The sequence below is a fragment of the Bacillus thuringiensis genome (assembly GCF_001182785.1).
Lineage (GTDB): Bacteria > Bacillota > Bacilli > Bacillales > Bacillaceae_G > Bacillus_A > Bacillus_A thuringiensis_S.
The window spans coordinates 3,790,383-3,808,402 of sequence record NZ_CP012099.1; the positions used below are offsets into that span (position 1 = coordinate 3,790,383).

Here is an 18,020-nt window from a genome sequence, read left to right on the forward strand (position 1 = left end):
CACTAAACCCTCTCTACATTGTTTATTTATCTTTTTTTCAGTAAGCAACACATTACCTCCTATATAAGGAGGTAAGTGCTACTGGCCTATTTATGAATGAGACACTTATTGTCTCAAATTAAGTAACTGTTCTATAAAGAACTCACTTCCACCAATTGTACCATAAAACGTACTATGTTACCTTTAATTCCCGAAGTAAATTCTAATTTTTGAGCCTTCTTTTACTTTAGCTCCCGCTTCTGGTGATTGCTTAATTACTTTCTCTCCATCTCCACTTATATCAAGCTTCAAATCGACGAGTTGTGTTTGTAAGTCTTTCTTTTTCATTCCAATTAAATTCGGAACTTCCACAGTTGGTGTATCGCCCCATTTATATTCTTTCTCAACTTGTTCTTTTCTCGGTTTCACTCCCATAACAGGAAGCGCATCTCGAAGGATATTCCCGACAATTGGAGCTGCTACCACTCCACCAAACTGTGTAACTCCTTTTGGATTATCAACAGCAACATACACAACAATCTCTGGATCATCCGCTGGAGCAAATCCGATAAAAGATACTATATAATTATTCTCTAAATATTTACCATCTTTCACCTTTTGAGCAGTACCCGTTTTTCCACCTACACGATATCCATCAATATAAGCTCCTTTACCAGAACCTTTCGCTACAACATTCTCTAATGCATAACGAACTTTTTCTGAAGTTTCCTTGGAAATAACTTTTCTTTTCTCAACAGGTGTCTTTTTACTAACAACTTGATTATTTTCCGGATCAATAAATTCCTTAGCTATATACGGCTGGTACAATGTTCCACCATTTACAGCCGCCGCTACAGCTGCCACTTGTTGAATTGGTGTAACAGAAACCCCTTGGCCGAATGAAGTTGTTGCTTGCTCTACTGGACCAACTTTATCTAAATTAAATAAAATCCCACTGCCTTCACCTTGCAAGTCAATTCCTGTTTTCTGTCCAAAGCCGAAATTACGAATGTATTTAAATAATCGGTCTTTACCAAGGCGATCACCAAGTTCAATAAATCCCGGGTTACATGAGTTTTGAACGACTTCTAAAAACGTTTGACTGCCATGACCTCCTGCTTTCCAGCATTTCAATCTAGCTCCACCGACTTCAGCTGCTCCATCATCATAAAACGTATCCTTCTCTAAGTCTACTAAATTTTCATTCAATGCTGCAGCTAGTGTAATGATCTTAAATGTTGAACCAGGCTCATACGTACTCCACACAGGTAGATTTCTGTTATACACTTCTGGAGAGACACTTTGAAAATCCGCTGGATCAAAACTCGGCCGACTAGACATACCTAAAATTTCACCATTTTTAGGATTCATTGCAATTGCAATCATACCGTCTGGATTATAAGTTGACTCCGCAATATTCATTTCTCTTTCCATAATCCTTGTAATACGCGCATCGATTGTTAATCCTAAATTTAAACCGGCTTCTGGTTTTTTGAAATCATCCCCAACATTAGGCATCCTTTGTCCTTTCGCATCTGCAAAAAAACGCACATGACCTTTGTCCCCATTTAGCTCTTTATCATAATATTTTTCTAGTCCCATAAGACCTTGGTTATCGCTACCTGCAAAACCTAATACATGTGATAAAAAGTTTCCAAATGGATAGTACCGGATAGAATCTTCTGCGATATACACGCCCTTCAAACTTAATCCTCGTACTTCTTTCGCTTTGTCATGTGATATTTTCCTTCCGCCTTTATCTAACCTTACAATCGATTCTTTTTTTGTAATCCTTTTATAAATCTCATCTTTTTCCACACCTAATACTGCAGCTAACTTCTCTGCAGTCTCTGCTGGTTTTTCAATTTGCCTCGGTACAACAAAGACAGTTGGAGCACTTTTATTCGTGGCAAGTTCCACACCATTTCGGTCTAAAATTTTCCCACGTTCGGGTTCAAAAGTAATATTACGACTCCATGAATCTTTCGCACGATCCGTTAACATATTCCCAAGAAAAAATTGCACATATCCAAGACGAATATCGATAATAGTGAAAATAAGTATACCTGATATAAGTATAAAAATAAGTCGTTTTCTAACTGTTACATTTGATACACGCATATCGGAACAAGCCTCCCTTACGCCTAGCTTGTTCCAATATATGCTTGTACTTATTTAATTAGAACTTCTTCTCTTTTACCATTACGGCTTTTCTGCTTCTTGTTGTGGTTCGAGTGGCGGTACGAGTGTGACACCTAATTCTGTACCAGGTTGTAATAACGTTCCTTCCGCCACACTTTGTTCTGTTACGTATCCAGTACCAGAAGGCTTCAAGTTAAGCTGTAATGTCTTCGCTAAATTCATAACATCACGTAATGCCCATCCTTGTATATTTGGCATTGTAGGCTTATCTCCTACCAAGAAGACTCGGTCACCTTTCAATGTTTGTTCAGTCGCTTTTGGTACTTGTTGCTGTACTTTCCCTTCACCTAATACGATTGGACGAAGTTTTGCTTTATCAATTGCTTTCCCCGCTTCAGCCATCGTTTTACCAGTTACATCTGGAACAGTAGTTTGTTGCTCTTTCAGATGTTTTTTCGGGTCTTTCACTTCATTTGGCTTAATCTTTAAATACTCTAAACTATTTTTTGTTACATATTTAAAAATATCAGCTAAAGGCTGTGCACCGTTCTCATCATCTTTTAATTTCGGCTGTTTAACAGCTACATACACAACAAGTTGTGGGTCGTCCATTGGTGCCATACCTAAGAATGAGAATATATAATTCTGTCTTCCTGTCATATAGCCGCCTTTTCCATCCGGAATTTGCGCTGTTCCTGTCTTACCACCAACTGAATATCCATCAATTTTATAAGCTGTCCCTGTACCTTTCGGAGATGTAACAACGCGTTCTAATAACTGTCTTACTTGCGCTGCTGTTTCCTTTGTAACAGGTTTTCCTACTTCTTCTGGCTTATGTTCTAATTTCACTTTCCCTGTTATCGGATCTACAATTTTATCAATTGCATAAGGTTTCATCATTTTCCCATCATTTGCAATGGCCGTTGCAGCTTGTACAAGCTGAATTGGTGTTACAGTGGAACCTTGTCCAAAAGCTGTTGTCACTTGTTGTATTTGCTGATCGAATAAAATTGTATTCGATCCTTCACCTGATAAATCAATGTTCGTTTTTTCATCTAATCCAAAACTATGAATATATTTTCGGAAACGTTCTGGACCAAGTTTTTGGTCTCCTAAAATTGCAAACGCTACGTTTGAAGAACGCTCTACCCCTTCATCAAAGGTGATAGAACCCCAACCAGCACCACCGTTATGGTCTTTTATTTTCCTATTTCCGACTTGATATGTCCCAGACTGATAATAATCTTGTCCTTTGTACACACCTTCATTAATAGCTGCCGCTAACGTAAAAATTTTCATTGTTGATCCAGGTTCAAATGCATTTGCGATTGCATCATTGAAGAAATATTTAATTTGACGATCATTAGGGTCATAACTAGGTTTAGTAGACATCGCTAATATTTTTCCAGTTTTCGGATCTGCAACAATCCCTATTAAACTTTCTGGCTCATATTGCTTACTTGCTGCTTTCATCGCGTCTTCTAAATAACTTTGGACACGTTGATCAATTGTTAAATACGCGTTATCTCCATTTTTAGGTGCCTTTACGTTAACTTTTCCACCATCAAGGGATACACCTTTACGATCACCTGTATATGCTACTTCTCCGTTAGAAGCACTTAAATATTTATCCAAGCTTTTCTCTATACCAAATTGACCTACCGAGGTCCCATTCTCATTTGGTTTTGCATGACCTATAACGTAAGATGCAAAATCACCGTTTGGATACACCCTTGCATTTTCTGTAATAAAAGATATTCCCGGCAACTTCAACGCTTCTATTTGTTCCTTCTTTTCTTTCGTCAAATCCTTACCTAACGTTCCAAATTCGACTTGACTTCTACCTTCCTTATTCAAGGAAGCTAAAATATCCTCTTCGCCTTTTCCAAGTACTCCTGCAATTTTCTTTGCAGTATCTTCTTTATTCTCAACAGAGTTAGCACCTTTTAGCGCAGCTACTATTTTATAAGAGTTTGCGTCTTGCGCTAACACATGACCATTTTGATCATAAATGGTGCCTCGGTTCGCTTCAAGAACTCCTTTTTTACTATGCTTTTGTTTAGCAAGTGCATCTAAATCTTGATTATGCACTGTTCCTGTTGATTGTATGTAAAAAAATCGGGCTAATAACAGCAAAAAGAGCAGGAGGAAAAATATCATAAAATAACCTGCTCCCTTATTGGTATGAAATTTAGTCATATTCTTCTTCATCTTTCCTTCACACCTATTGCCTTATTTGAGGCCTTTCACATTATTCGCATTAATTTCTAGCCCGTGTTTTTTTGCAACTTCAGCGATTCGTTCATAGCGACTTAACTTCTCTACTTCAGCTTGTAATTCTTGATTTTCTTTTTGCTGCTGTACAATTTTTTCTTCTATCGTCGCTGCTTCTACATTAACTTGATAAAGGCCTGCTTTATTTCCAATAAACGCGACACAGGCATACAATAAAAAGCCAATAAACGCTACATACAACATTTTTTCGATTCTTGTAATTTTTGCTTTAACCTTCGGCTTAGCCATCTGCTGTGGGGGCGTTTGAATTTGCACCTCTTCTTGCGCTTGTTGTTTGTACTTTACAGCTAAATTAGTCATACCTCTCTCTCCCTTTTATCGTTTTTCAGCGATTCTCAACTTCGCAGAACGCGCACGATTATTTTCTTCTAGCTCTATATCAGAAGGTAAAATCGGTTTTCTTGTAATAAGCTTTAATTTCGGCTTAAATTCATCAGGAATAATCGGTAATCCTGGCGGCAATTGTGGCGTTGTACTATTTCGCTTAAACGTTGTTTTACAAATGCGATCTTCTAATGAATGGAATGTTATAACACTAACCCTTCCACCTGGTTTAACCATCTCAATAGCAGATTCCAATGCTTCTTCAAATACTTTTAATTCATCATTTACAGCTATACGAATTGCCTGAAACACTCGCTTAGCAGGATGCCCACCAGTTCTACGAGCAGGAGCCGGAATACCTTCTTTAATTAGCTCTACTAATTCTCCTGTCGTTTCAATAGCTTTATTCTCACGATAAGCTTCAATTTTTCTTGCAATTTGTTTTGAAAATTTCTCTTCACCGTATTGGAAGAAAATCCTTACAAGTTGTTCATATGACCAGCTATTTACAACATCATATGCTGTTAATGGGGCATCTTGATCCATCCGCATATCTAACGGTGCATCATGATGATAACTAAAGCCTCGCTCTGGTGTATCTAATTGTGGGGATGAAACACCTAAATCAAATAAAATACCGTCTACTTCTGTTATACCTATTTCTTGCAGTTTTTCAGCTAAATAACGGAAGTTACTCTTTACTGTTATAAACTGTTCACCGTATGAAGAGAACTTTTCTTTCGCGTTTTGAATCGCTATCTCATCTTGATCAAACGCTATTAATTTTCCACCTTCAGTTAATTGGGATAATAAATAAGAACTATGTCCTCCTCCCCCCAGTGTACAATCTACATATGTACCATCTGGCTTTATATCTAAGCCGTCTACTGTTTCCTTTAAAAGCACTGTTACGTGTTTAAACATTGTTGCACCTACTCTTTTTCCAATTAATTATGTTGAATGTATCCCTTCCTCTAAGCACATATTTCACGCTTAGAGAATGAAATAATACGAAAGAACGACTCATTTAACTTACCAACAAAGGCAACATACTATACAAATCGCTATTTTCTTTTATTATATACTAAATTTTATCATCTTTTGCGGGAATTTAAATAAAAAACTGTCGAAAAAGCGAATAATACGTTTACATTTTGTGCTATTTTGTCATATATTTAAGTATCCAACACAATTACCATATCTAACACTTTTTTTGATTGATAATTCAGAAAAAAATCACTTCACAGTAAATTCAACGGAATAAAAATAAAATCCTGCTCCAAAGAGCAAGATTTTACAGTTTTATAACATGATGTTTTCCGTCCCAAGAAAAAGGGTTTTCCATTACACGATCAACGAAATCCAAACCAAACTGATTTAAATAATAACATACATTCCACACACGTTCTTGCGGCACACCTAATGGACGAAGTGCGAATTGTATACGGCGGAATTTATTTAGTTGAACCTCATACTTTTTCTCAACATTTCTTTTCAACATTCTTTCCAGCAGTTCAATTTGTTCATTAATTTTCAATTCGTTTTTCCCTGCAAACGCACCTAACCCTGGCTCTATTTTCTTTACAAATTGCTGTAAAGATGTATGAATATCAGCAATTTCTTTTTTTGCCTTTTCAAAATGATCATCAATCGGTTCCTCTATTCGATTAGACAACCAGTTTTCACGCAGTTTATCGACACCATTTAAAAACGGATCACTTTCTCTCAATTGCAGATCGAATAAATCTGTCGCTATATCTCTCTCCACATAAGTAATTGTAAGACGAGGAACGACAGGTGGCATTTGAAAACCGACAGTATGGAATACTTGTTGTAATTCACTCCAATAAGCTAATTCCCCTGGACCTCCAATAAATGCGAGCGTAGGAAATACATACTCTTGCATAAGAGGACGCGTTACAACATTATTACTAAAACGTGCCGGATTTCTCTCCATTTCTTCAATCAACTCTTCATATGAAAAGGAATGCGCCCCATCCTTTCCAACAAACTTACCTTGATGCTCTTCAAGCAATATTCGTTCATTATCTATTTCCATGAATATATGCACTGCATGAGACTTCGTTTCAATAATCGGTTTGTATCCTAGTTCTTTAATTACTTCCTGCTGATTACGAAGCCCCTCTTGCACCTCTTTATACTTACTTATAATTCGCTTGAAAAATGGAATTTCTAACTTTCTTAATTCAGGATGATGTGAATCAACAAGGATTAAACCAGAATTAGCAAAGATTTTCGTAATAAGATGAGCAAAGAAATCTACATACGTATTCGATTTTTTCAAAGCATCATCAACAAATTTTAATACATCCTTTGTAAAATTTGTTTCTGGGTATGTTTTAAAAATCTCTTCAATCCAACTTCTACAATCTTCAACAGAAAGTTCAGACTCAGAAGCACTCGCCTTTTTCGGATTACGATCATAAAAAATAGTTTTTTTCATCTTTTTATTTTTCGCTACAAAAGTATGGTTAATCTCATCCATATCATGGTCTTCACCCGCAATCCAGAAGACAGGGACAACTTTAACTCCTAAACTTTCTTCCTTTTCCTTTGCAAGCTGTAAAATTGAAATAACTTTATGAATTGTATAAAGCGGTCCAGTTAATAATCCCGCTTGTTGTCCAGCTATAACAACATATGTATTTCCATCTCCAAGCGCTTTTACATTTTGAAGTGTAGATTCTCCCGCTTGTAATTTTGTATTATATTCTAATAAATGCGCTACTAAATCTTGGCGGAAAAACTCCCTTTCACGCAAATCATGTAAACGTTGTTTAAAAGCATCTTCTGTTAACATATAATCAAAACATGACTGTATCTCTTTTTTACCGTTCATATAGTCCGCTACAACACCTTGTTGCGGAACAGAGATTTCTTTTATCTCCATATAATTCTTCCTTTCGTATCCAGTTCTCTCACCAATCCACATTGTAGTCAATGTTTCACGTAAAAGCAAAGAATAACACTTATACTCTTGTTTCTAACCCTTTTATTGCATCGAACAAAAATTGAAGTGTCGGAACTGGTCGTTGCTGTTTCTTAGCCTCTTCTAATACATACCCAACAATCGCATTAATTTCCGTCTGTCTATTCGCTCTTACATCCGCTAACATAGAGGATGTATTACGAGACGTTCCTTCACACACATTTCGTACCATTTGCCATACCATCGCTTTTTCTTCTCTAATAAGAAATGCGACCTCCTGAAACACTTGCTCCATCATCTGATAAAAAAAGCGATTCGTGATTAATTCACCATTCTTAACTCCCAATAGCGCTGTCAACGGATTGATACATACATTTACTACTAATTTTTCGCGCATAATCTCTTCCCAATCCGTTTCTATTTGAACTGGGAAATAAGCAACAGGAAAAGAATGAAATATTTTTTTAAAATGTATAGATTGGCCACAAACCACGCCAAATTTTGTTACACCTACTCCAGTATGATGAACGATATGCCCTGCCTCTTTTTTCGCACCATGTTCTACAATACCAACAGCTATATTTTCACTCCCTATTTGCAGCATCTTTGGAAGATGCGACATTCCGTTTTGCAAAAAGATTAATGATGATGCACCTTCCAAAAACGGTAGTATGTCATCTATATGATATTGCTTCACAGCAATAAATATATAATCTAAATTTTGCGCTACCATACTTTCTATCGGTAAAACAGCTGGATATACCGTTTCACATCTTCCATCTCTAATACAAGTTATACCTGTTTCATTTAACTCTTCAGCTTGCTTAGCTGTTCTTGTAAACAACGTAACATCTTGGTTACTTTTTTGTAAATAAAATGTATACAATAGACCAATAGCACCTGGTCCGACAATTCCAATTTTCATTTTCACACAAGGGATTCACATTAAGCGCCCTTGCCTCCCCCCTTTTTTATATCTTTTTAAAGTACATAAGCACACCCTCTAATTTCGTTGTCCTCTGCCAAACAAATACACTCTCATTTTTCACTATGTATATACTGCCTATTAATACACTTATACTCTTAGTTTAGCAAATCCTCAAAAAAATAATAAAAGAAATATACTATCTTCTTCATAAAAATAAAAAAATGAGTTATACTATTATTATAAATATTTTTACTTTTCTGCATTCAACGAGATAAGAAAAGGATGTGATGTAATGGGATTCCCAAAAGTTGAGCGCTTGCTCATCAATTATAAAACGTTAGATGAATTCAAAAAATTTAAAGGGTGCGGAGCCCAGGAACTATCTATGCTGGAAGAATTACAAGCAAACATTATTGAAAACGACAGTGAATCTCCATTTTACGGTATTTATTATGGCGGATCACTAATCGCACGTATGAGTCTATATATGAAAAGAAACGGCGGAGAACCATTCGAAATTACAGGTCCTTACCTAGAACTTTATAAACTTGAAGTATTACCAACTTTTCAAAAACAAGGATTCGGACAAATGCTTGTAAATCATGCGAAACAACTGCAATTTCCTATTAAAACGATAGCGCGTATTCATTCAGCTGGTTTTTGGGATAAATTAAATTTCAGCCCCGTATCAGTAACTGATGGAGATTTTTATATTTGGCATCCAGAAACAAATTTGAATGCGGTTACAAACGAAGAATCGGCTTAAGAAATAAAAAAACAGCTGTATAACAGCTGTTTTTTATTTCTTAAGCTTCTCTAACTTCTCAGTCGAGCGAGCATTGTTTCTTTCCGCTACCATTACACTTCTTTTTTGATCGATATAATCAAGCAATGTTCTATACTCTTCCTCATATACTGATAATCGCTCCAGAAGACGCTCTCTTTCTGTTTGTAATGATTCAACTTGTTGTTGCAACACCGTTAAAGAGTTTTCATCTTTATAATTTTGCAAGAAATCAATAACATCATTCAACGTAATTGACGTAGGTTCTAACACCTTTGTCTCTTTCACTTCATAATTTTCTACTTTACGAAGTTGCTTCGCTTCCTCAATACGTTCTTTATATTGCTTTCTTACGTAAGAATTCCATCTAAATCCACATGCTGCTGGTGTACGAGATAAATTTTTCCCCACTTCCTTAAAGGCAGAAAGTTGTGTTCCACCTTCTCGAATATGCCGGAGTACTACTTCTGCCAGAAGCAAATCTTCATCATCAGTCCAAGCATCTTGTCTTGTTGTCGCCATTTCTCTAGTCCTCCCTATGCATTTTTTATTAAGCATATGCAGTTACTAGAAAAGATAGAATACAACAACTAAAGATTAAGACAAAAAAAAAAAATAAACGCAGAAGATATCTTCTGCGTTTATTTCCCCGCAATTACTTGCTGATTACTTCTTTACCTTTGTAAGTACCGCATGCTTTACATACACGGTGAGCTAATTTCGCTTCACCACAGCTTGGGCACTCTACCATACCAGGTACTGATAATTTGAAATGCGTACGACGCTTTCTTTTTACTGTTTTAGAAGTTCTTCTAAAAGGTACAGCCATTCTTCCCACCTCCTTAAAAGAAATAGTTATTTTCATATGAAGGCCTGAACCAGTCTTCCGATTATTTGTCAAAAAACTTTGCAAGTCCTGCCAATCTTGGATCAACAGTCTTTTCTTTGTCTTCTTCCGAAATCACTTGCCAGTCTTGACCTTGCGTCGGTGCTCCACCAGAAACATCATCACTGAAAATTTGCATTGGAATCTCCAAAAGTATATTTTCCTTGATTACGGGCAGTAAGTCAAGTACTTCTCCTTCTAAACAATGAATTTCAGCTTCAGTTTCAAATTCTTCTTGTGAAGTTTGGAACACCTCAGTTGTTTTAATGTCAAATGGTAATGTCACATCTACTAAAGAGCGAGAACATGGTAAAACCATGCTTCCAGTTATATGTAGATGAAACGTAAACTTACCGGAGCCAAAATCAACTCTTCCCGTTACATGAACAGGATTAATTTCACGAATATCTTTCTCGACCTCTTTTAGCTCACTTACATCTACCATCTCATCCAATGTCAATCCTTTATTTCTCAATTTATTCAATTGATGGATGGACCATTTCATATCATATCACCTCAAGGCAACAAACAAAATTATAGCTAGCCATTTTATATTTGTCAATGTTTTTTCTTTACACTATAATGAAGTCATCATAGTAAATAATATATAGAGTATCACGTTTTTCAAAAAGATGCTACATCGAAAGGAGAGATTACCATAAAAGCTAGTGGTATTGTTGTTGAATATAACCCTTTTCATAACGGTCATCTTTATCATGTGCAAGAGACAAAAAAGTTAACACAATCCGATATAATAATTGCCGTTATGAGTGGTCCTTTTTTACAGCGTGGTGAGCCCGCACTCATTTCCAAATGGTATCGCACTAAAATGGCCTTAGCAAACGGCGTAGACCTTGTTGTAGAGCTTCCATACGTCTTTGCAACACAAAAGGCTGAAACCTTCGCAAATGGTGCCATTTCCATTTTAAATGCCCTACATGTTTCTGAAATTTGTTTCGGTAGTGAGGATGGACAAATCGAAAATTTTTATAATACCATCTCCGTACAAAAAAACGAAGAAGAGACTTTTAACTGCCTTGTAAAACAATTCATGGACGCTGGCAATAGTTATGCAAAAGCAACATCGGATGCTTTTGCACACATTTTAACATCCGAAAAAAACATAGATATGTCACAACCAAATAATATTTTAGGCTTCCAATACATTAAAGCAATTCTGTCACAAAATAGCTCTATACAAGCTCAAACTATAAAAAGATTCGCCTCTCATTACCATGATGAAACATTTAATGACCAACATATTGCAAGCGCGACAAGCATTCGAAAACAACTCTTTAGCGAAGAAGGATCATTTACAACAATTGAACCTTTTCTCCCACAGGCAAACGCTTCGCTTTTAGCAAATTACAAACAAAACTACGGGATATTACATAATTGGGAACAATACTTTTCATTTTTTAAATATAAACTCATGACGATGTCTCCAGGGGACTTACGACATATATATGAAATAGAAGAAGGTTTAGAGCATCGTATTTTATCAAAAATACAAAACAGTTCCTCCTTCTATTCATTCATGGAAGCATTAAAAACAAAACGTTATACATGGACTAGATTACAAAGAGCTTGTACACACATTTTAACAAACACAACAAAAGAGGAAATACGTAGCGCAAATATAGAACAACATGCACCATATATCCGCCTGCTAGGCATGTCACAAAAAGGACAAACTTACCTTTCAAAAAACAAGAAAAAAATTGAACTTCCAATCCTTACTCATACAAAAACATTTGACCATGCTGCTTTAGATATAGAGAAAAAAGCAAACTCTGTATATTTTTCCATCATGCACGAACCGTTACGCACGCAACTATTAAAACAAGACATAACACACCATCCTATTCGCTATGATGAAACAACGACAAAATTTCTATAAAAAAACCTCTCTATTTGAAGTGAACCCTGAAAACGGGACACCTATCAAAACACCTAAACCACTTGTTCCCTAAATTCTTTAGGGGATAGGTGGTTTAATTTTTCTTGAATTCGCACACAATTGTAGTAATGAATGTATTCTAGCACAATCTTTCGCACAGTTGTGTTGGATACTTTTGTTATCTCTTGTGAATAGAAGGCTTCACTTTTCAAATGACCAAAGAAGCTTTCCATGACGGCATTATCATGGCAATTTCCTCTCCGGGACATGCTGGTGATAATGCCATTTTCTTTGGCATATGCTTGAAATTCCTTCGCTGTATAAATACTTCCTTGATCTGAGTGAAGAAGGACATCTTTTACTTTTCGCCCTCTCATTGCTTGTTTTAATGTCTTCATTGCTAATGGCAGTGCTTGGGACTCGCTGATGACATAACTAATAATTTCACGATTAAAGGCATCCATAATCGTTGATAAATACAAGGTACGCTCTCCAAATAATAGATACGTCACATCCGTAAACCACTTTTCATTTGGTGCGGATGCATCGAATTGGCGTTCCAATCGATGAGGGGCTATTACTGGCTCCGCACCACTGATATATTTCTTTTTCTTTCGACGAACTTTTGAGAGAATCTGATTTTGTCTCATGATTCGTAATACTTTTTTATGATTCACACACAGTCCCATTTTCCGAAGAGTTGCGGTCACTCTTCGATATCCATATCGTAATTTATGCCGAAGACAAACATCCTTTATTTTCTCTTCTATCTCATCTCTTAGGTCCACTGTTCGTTGTAACCAACGATAAAATGTAGACCGGGGTAATTCTAATACATTACACAATTCTTTTACCGTTAGTTTTGTTTTGAAATCGGTCCATAAAGTAACTACAGTTTCCAGGTTCAACTCCTTTCGATTTCCGGATACTTTCCCCATATCAGTAATTTTGTTTTTAACTGTTTATTTTCTAACCGTAGCTGTTCCAATTCATTTAACTCTTTTGGCCCTTTTCCATAAGAATATTGCTTTCCTACAGGTTGTTGAAAACGGTACGTTTGACCGGTACGATACCACTTCATCCATGTCTTAATTTGGGAAACATTTTTAATTCCAAACTTCTCCATAATGGTCCGATTGGAATATCCATCCTTTTTCATTTCAATCACTTTCCACTTTATTTCTTCTGGGTAATGAACTCTTGTCTTCAAACCAAAAACACCTCCATTGAATTTGCATACTTAGTATGCGAATTCAGGAGGTGTTTTTTTCATGTACCACTATTCGGGTTCACTTCAATTTCAGAGAGGTTTTTTCTTTATCCATCTTTTCTAAATATGTTAATGCATCATCCAGCGTATCCACTGGTACAATTTTCATTTTTGTTTTAATATCCTTTGCAGTCTCAAGCGCATCTTTATAGTTCGATTTCTCCGCACCTTTTTCATTTGGCGCAAAGAACACTTCAGCCCCGGCATCGCTAGCAGCCACCACTTTTTGATTTATACCACCAATCGGACCAACTTCTCCTTTTTCATTTATCGTACCTGTTCCAGCTATTTCATGTCCTTTTGTTAAGTCTTCTTCCACAAGTTGATTATATATTTCTAATGTGAACATTAAACCTGCGGATGGTCCACCAATTTCATGAGAATTAATTTTCACTTTCGGATCGACTACTAATTCTCTCTCCGTAACGATAGAAACACCTATACCCACACGTCCATTTCCATTAGGAATCGTCTTTACATTTAAATTTTCTTTCAATTGTTTTCCATTTCTCATGTACTCAATATTTACAGCATCACTTTCTTTTTTCCCAGTCATATATTCAATAAATTGCTCCGTTTTTTCAAATGTTTTTCCGTCAACAGCTATAATAACATCACCAAGCTTAAGCTTTCCTTCTGACGGCATTCCCTTTGCCACACCAGCAACTAATACACCTTTATTTTCAAAAGAAACGGAGCGATTCGCACGTTTATATGCATTATAAATTGCTGCATTTTGTGAATCTTTCATCGCATAATTTTGGCGAAATTGATATTCTTCATCACTCTCACCTTTTTGCAATATTTCTTCCGCTTTTGAAATATGTGTATATTTATTAAACTGTGCCGCTATTAAATTCACCACATTTGCTGGTCCCATTGAAACCGTAACAAGCATAAAATCACCAGATTCTTTCGTTCCACCCTCAACTTGAACGTAAGGCTCTAATTTGGCAGCCATTCCTGGTTTTGTTACATAATACGGTAAACGCACATAAACAAGTAACATCGCCAATATAACCCCTATTAAGATTGCATATATAAACCGAAAACGCTTAAACATTATGTTTCTCCTTCCACTGCTCAATTAATAAATAAATATTTGAAATATGTTTTTCCGCTTCTACTTCTCCAACTCGAATAATGTCTTCAATGTTTGTAAAAGCACGTGAACTAAATTGCTCTACAGCTGGTCGCATCATTAAATCCGATGCAATTTGCCGATTCATTACAAGCTCATGCTGCATAATTTCAATACTTTGCATGATTACGTCATAAATGGACGTAACATCGCCATTCACCTTAATTGGAGACACATCAACAGCGATAACAATATCGGCCCCTAATTCTTTTACAACCGATACCGGGATGCGATCAATAACTCCACCATCCACTAATAATCGTCCATCTATTTTTTCTGGTACAAACACTCCAGGAACAGATATACTAGCCCTCACCGCATCTGCAACTGGCCCACTTGTAAAGACCACTTTTTCCCCCTTCAATATGTCAGTAGCCACAACAGCCGTCGGGATATCTAACTCTTCTAGATTTTTATTATATGTAAACATTTTAATCATATCTTTGACACGTTTTCCAGCAATAAATCCCATTTTGGGTACGGTGAAATCTAAATAATACTTCCGCTTAAAAACAGATGCCAATTTATACAATCTTTCAACGTTACTACTTGCCGCATAAAACGTACCTATTAGCGCCCCCATACTACTTCCTGCAATCATATGAATGGGGATACCCGCTTCCCTTAAAACCTTTATTACACCGATATGAGCAAACCCTTTCGCTCCCCCAGACCCAAGTGCTAAACCAATCTTTGGTTCTTTCATTTTTCTCACCCTTTAATTTTTTTCATTCCTTTTTCATACTTATGGTCTAAATTCACTACGTATCCACGTATACTGAAATGAACGTTTTTTGGGACAAAGGGGGATTTACTTACATGTATGAAAAATGGAAAACCGCTTTCCTTACCATATCAACGCTATTTTTAACCTTTTCTCTTGTACTCCACCCCCAAGCCGCTTTGCAAGCTTCTATTCGCGGGTTAAATATATGGTGGGAAGTTGTATTCCCTTCACTACTACCGTTTTTCATCATTGCAGAACTTCTAATTAGTATCGGTGTTGTAAAATTTATTGGCGTTATATTAGAACCACTCATGCGCCCACTTTTTCGCGTTCCAGGGATAGGTGGATTCGTTTGGGCGATGGGAATGGCTTCAGGTTTCCCTGCAGGCGCCAAATTAAGCGCTAGGCTACGAAAAAGCAATCTTTTAACTCAGATTGAAGCGGAACGCCTCGTTTCTTTCACAAATTCTTCTAATCCACTTTTTATTTTCGGTGCTGTGTCTATCGGTTTTTTTAATAATCCGAAATTAGGGATTATATTAGCGGCTGCCCATTATTTAAGTAACTTTGCTGTCGGATTAATTATGCGTTTTTACGGCCATAATACCGCTTACAAAAATAATAAACACACTACAAAAAAACGACCCTTTCAAAACCCTTTTTTAATTCTTCACGAGACACGCTTACAAGAAAAAAGACCAATCGGAAAATTACTTGGGGATGCTATTGTTTCTTCTATTCAAACATTACTTATGATTGGCGGATTTATTATTTTATTCTCTGTGTTAAATAAAATGATTACTGTATTCCACATTACAGCAACTCTTTCTTTTATTATGCAACATATTTTATCATTCTTCCAACTAAGTACAGATTTTAGTATGCCTATATTATCAGGTATTTTCGAAATGACACTCGGAAGCCAAATGATTAGTCAAATAAATGAAACACCCCTCTTACAACAAGCTATGGTAACAAGCTTCATTTTAGCATTTAGCGGTCTTTCTATTCAGGCACAGGTTGCTAGCATATTAGCTGAAACAGACATCCGATTTAAACCCTATTTTTTCGCACGAATTATTCAAAGTATTCTTGCCCCTATTTTTACATTTATATTTTGGACACCATTTTATGAGAAAGTGAGTTCTTTCTCACCTATGCAAAAAGATATTCCTGTATTTTTATCCAAGCATCCTTCTATACTACATGAAATTTGGACATCTTTTATACATTACGGACCAATTTTTACATTATTTTGTCTATATTTATATGTTATTTTATTATTTTTTCGCACGTATAAAGAAAAACCCCGTTCACTTTAACGGGGTTTGAAACTTTTCTTTTAAAGCACGCTCTACAATAGGAGGCACAAGATCTACTACACTTCCTCCATATCTCGCAACTTCTTTCACAATACTCGAGCTTAAAAATGAATATTGGTTGTTCGTCATAATAAAGAAGGTTTCAATGTTTTCATCTAATTTTCGATTCATAGAAGTGATTTGCATCTCGTATTCAAAATCAGATACCGCTCGTAAACCACGTAATATCGCGTTTGCATTACGCATTTTTGCATACTCCACCAATAATCCACTATGTGAATCTACTTTCACATTCGGGATATCCTTTGTTGCTTCACGAATTAATTCTAAGCGCTCTTCGACTGAAAAGAACGGTTTTTTTGATGAATTGTTTAAAACAACTACATATACCTCATCAAATACTTTTGCTCCCCTTTTAATAATATCCAGATGCCCTAGGGTAATTGGATCAAAACTTCCTGAAGAAATAGCTATACTTGTCATTCCGTCCCCTCACCTTCATACTTATAAATCGATATCGCTGTAATACCATAATTCTCAGCCCGCACTTTGGCAAGCCCCCCTATGGAATCAGGTAAAACTACATCATTACCATGCTCTGCCATAATTAATCCATCACTATGTAGCAATCCATGTTGATCCATTACACTAATTAAAGATACAATTTTTTGCTCTTTATATGGTGGATCTATTAATATAAGATCGAATGACATTTCACGTTTTATAAGCGCCTTTACTGCACGTTCCGCATCATTTCGATATACTTCAGCTTGCTCCTGTATTCTACAACTTTCTAAATTTTGATGAATTACTTTTATCGCTTTACTATCCCGATCAACAAAAATTGCTTTATCGATCCCTCTGCTCAAAGCCTCAATTCCCAGACCACCACTACCCCCAAATAAATCAAGGGCGATACCACCATCAAAATAAGGACCTATCATATTAAAAATAGATTCTTTTACTTTATCTGTCGTTGGACGTGTTGTATTACCAGGAACCGCTTTAAGTGGGTGTCCTTTACATTTTCCTGAAACTACTCTCATCTGTTGTCACTACCTTTATTTCAATCTATCGAGCGATTATAGAAAGCCATTCTCACTTCGGTAACCGTTAACAAACCACATTCACTTAACTATAGGAAAACTCGGCATCAAATAACCACTCATTATTTTTATGTATTCATCTCATCATTCACTAATATGAATCCAATATGTATATTAGTTCCACTTTATCTTTTTTATCCTATCATAAAATAAAAAAAAGAAAAATAAGAAGCCCTACATAAAATTTAATTTCATTATGTATATCTTCATTTAGATTGGACATAAATAATTATAACAACATCACCTTCGATGTTGTTGCCAACCGC

Annotated in this window: 17 protein-coding genes; 3 read left to right on the forward strand and 14 right to left on the reverse strand. The window is 36.1% G+C overall.

What is annotated here, in order from left to right; translation table 11 throughout:
- Positions 1 to 183: 183 nt before the first annotated feature.
- The 6 genes from AC241_RS19330 to panE all read right to left on the reverse strand — a co-directional run bounded on the left by AC241_RS19330 (position 184) and on the right by panE (position 8,615).
- Positions 184 to 2,100 (reverse strand): stage V sporulation protein D, encoded by a 1,917-nt coding sequence (locus tag AC241_RS19330; protein ID WP_016080473.1) that lies wholly within the window; start codon positions 2,098 to 2,100, stop codon positions 184 to 186.
- Between the two features lie 81 nt (positions 2,101 to 2,181).
- Complete coding sequence (locus tag AC241_RS19335) at positions 2,182 to 4,332, reverse strand: penicillin-binding protein (RefSeq protein WP_080117117.1); 2,151 nt, start codon at positions 4,330 to 4,332, stop codon at positions 2,182 to 2,184.
- 21 nt (positions 4,333 to 4,353) lie between these two features.
- Positions 4,354 to 4,716: a cell division protein FtsL gene (gene ftsL / locus AC241_RS19340; protein WP_016080471.1), complete on the reverse strand. Its 363-nt coding sequence runs from the start codon at positions 4,714 to 4,716 to the stop codon at positions 4,354 to 4,356.
- A gap of 15 nt (positions 4,717 to 4,731) precedes the next feature.
- Complete coding sequence (gene rsmH, locus AC241_RS19345; protein WP_000472508.1) at positions 4,732 to 5,664, reverse strand: 16S rRNA (cytosine(1402)-N(4))-methyltransferase RsmH; 933 nt, start codon at positions 5,662 to 5,664, stop codon at positions 4,732 to 4,734.
- Between the two features lie 370 nt (positions 5,665 to 6,034).
- Entirely contained in the window at positions 6,035 to 7,651 is a 1,617-nt protein-coding gene (bshC, locus tag AC241_RS19350; protein WP_043937056.1) for a bacillithiol biosynthesis cysteine-adding enzyme BshC, read from the reverse strand.
- Positions 7,652 to 7,730: 79 nt separating this feature from the next.
- On the reverse strand, positions 7,731 to 8,615 hold the full coding sequence (gene panE / locus AC241_RS19355; protein WP_050844872.1) for a 2-dehydropantoate 2-reductase: 885 nt from the start codon (positions 8,613 to 8,615) through the stop codon (positions 7,731 to 7,733).
- Between the two features lie 295 nt (positions 8,616 to 8,910).
- Between panE and AC241_RS19360 the strand changes: the two genes are divergently transcribed.
- Positions 8,911 to 9,384 (forward strand): N-acetyltransferase, encoded by a 474-nt coding sequence (locus AC241_RS19360; protein WP_000506690.1) that lies wholly within the window; start codon positions 8,911 to 8,913, stop codon positions 9,382 to 9,384.
- 33 nt (positions 9,385 to 9,417) lie between these two features.
- Here the strand turns inward: AC241_RS19360 and AC241_RS19365 are convergent, their stop codons facing one another.
- From AC241_RS19365 to AC241_RS19375, 3 genes are all read right to left on the reverse strand, one after another.
- Positions 9,418 to 9,924, reverse strand: a complete 507-nt coding sequence (locus AC241_RS19365; RefSeq protein ID WP_000246469.1) for an RsfA family transcriptional regulator — start codon at positions 9,922 to 9,924, stop codon at positions 9,418 to 9,420.
- A gap of 133 nt (positions 9,925 to 10,057) precedes the next feature.
- Entirely contained in the window at positions 10,058 to 10,231 is a 174-nt protein-coding gene (gene rpmF, locus AC241_RS19370; protein ID WP_001984764.1) for a 50S ribosomal protein L32, read from the reverse strand.
- A gap of 61 nt (positions 10,232 to 10,292) precedes the next feature.
- Entirely contained in the window at positions 10,293 to 10,793 is a 501-nt protein-coding gene (locus tag AC241_RS19375) for a YceD family protein (RefSeq protein WP_000872146.1), read from the reverse strand.
- Between the two features lie 213 nt (positions 10,794 to 11,006).
- On the opposite strand from AC241_RS19375, the gene AC241_RS19380 reads away from it, so the two are divergent.
- On the forward strand, positions 11,007 to 12,188 hold the full coding sequence (locus AC241_RS19380; protein ID WP_029443140.1) for a nucleotidyltransferase: 1,182 nt from the start codon (positions 11,007 to 11,009) through the stop codon (positions 12,186 to 12,188).
- A gap of 53 nt (positions 12,189 to 12,241) precedes the next feature.
- Here AC241_RS19380 and AC241_RS19385 read toward each other — a convergent pair.
- From AC241_RS19385 to AC241_RS19400, 3 genes are all read right to left on the reverse strand, one after another.
- Positions 12,242 to 13,398, reverse strand: a protein-coding gene (locus AC241_RS19385) for an IS3 family transposase (protein ID WP_155417042.1) whose coding sequence is annotated in 2 segments (ribosomal slippage) — positions 12,242 to 13,149 and positions 13,149 to 13,398 — 1,158 coding nt in all. Because the reading frame shifts where the segments join, the coding sequence is not laid out codon by codon here.
- Between the two features lie 79 nt (positions 13,399 to 13,477).
- Entirely contained in the window at positions 13,478 to 14,521 is a 1,044-nt protein-coding gene (locus tag AC241_RS19395) for a SepM family pheromone-processing serine protease (protein ID WP_043937982.1), read from the reverse strand.
- Positions 14,514 to 15,305, reverse strand: a complete 792-nt coding sequence (locus tag AC241_RS19400; protein WP_000662588.1) for a patatin-like phospholipase family protein — start codon at positions 15,303 to 15,305, stop codon at positions 14,514 to 14,516. The genes AC241_RS19395 and AC241_RS19400 overlap by 8 nt, the downstream gene beginning before the upstream one ends.
- A gap of 113 nt (positions 15,306 to 15,418) precedes the next feature.
- Here AC241_RS19400 and ylbJ point away from each other — a divergent pair, with 113 nt between their 5' ends.
- Positions 15,419 to 16,648, forward strand: coding sequence for a sporulation integral membrane protein YlbJ (gene ylbJ / locus AC241_RS19405; RefSeq protein ID WP_016080466.1), 1,230 nt, complete (start codon positions 15,419 to 15,421; stop codon positions 16,646 to 16,648).
- On the opposite strand, the gene coaD is transcribed toward ylbJ, so the two are convergent.
- Positions 16,640 to 17,131 carry a pantetheine-phosphate adenylyltransferase gene (gene coaD / locus AC241_RS19410; RefSeq protein ID WP_000200601.1) on the reverse strand — a complete coding sequence of 164 codons (492 nt, stop codon included), beginning with the start codon at positions 17,129 to 17,131 and terminating at the stop codon, positions 16,640 to 16,642. The two genes, ylbJ and coaD, sit on opposite strands and share 9 nt — an antisense overlap.
- Positions 17,128 to 17,694: a 16S rRNA (guanine(966)-N(2))-methyltransferase RsmD gene (gene rsmD / locus AC241_RS19415; protein ID WP_016080465.1), complete on the reverse strand. Its 567-nt coding sequence runs from the start codon at positions 17,692 to 17,694 to the stop codon at positions 17,128 to 17,130. The genes coaD and rsmD overlap by 4 nt, the downstream gene beginning before the upstream one ends.
- Positions 17,695 to 18,020 lie beyond the last annotated feature (326 nt).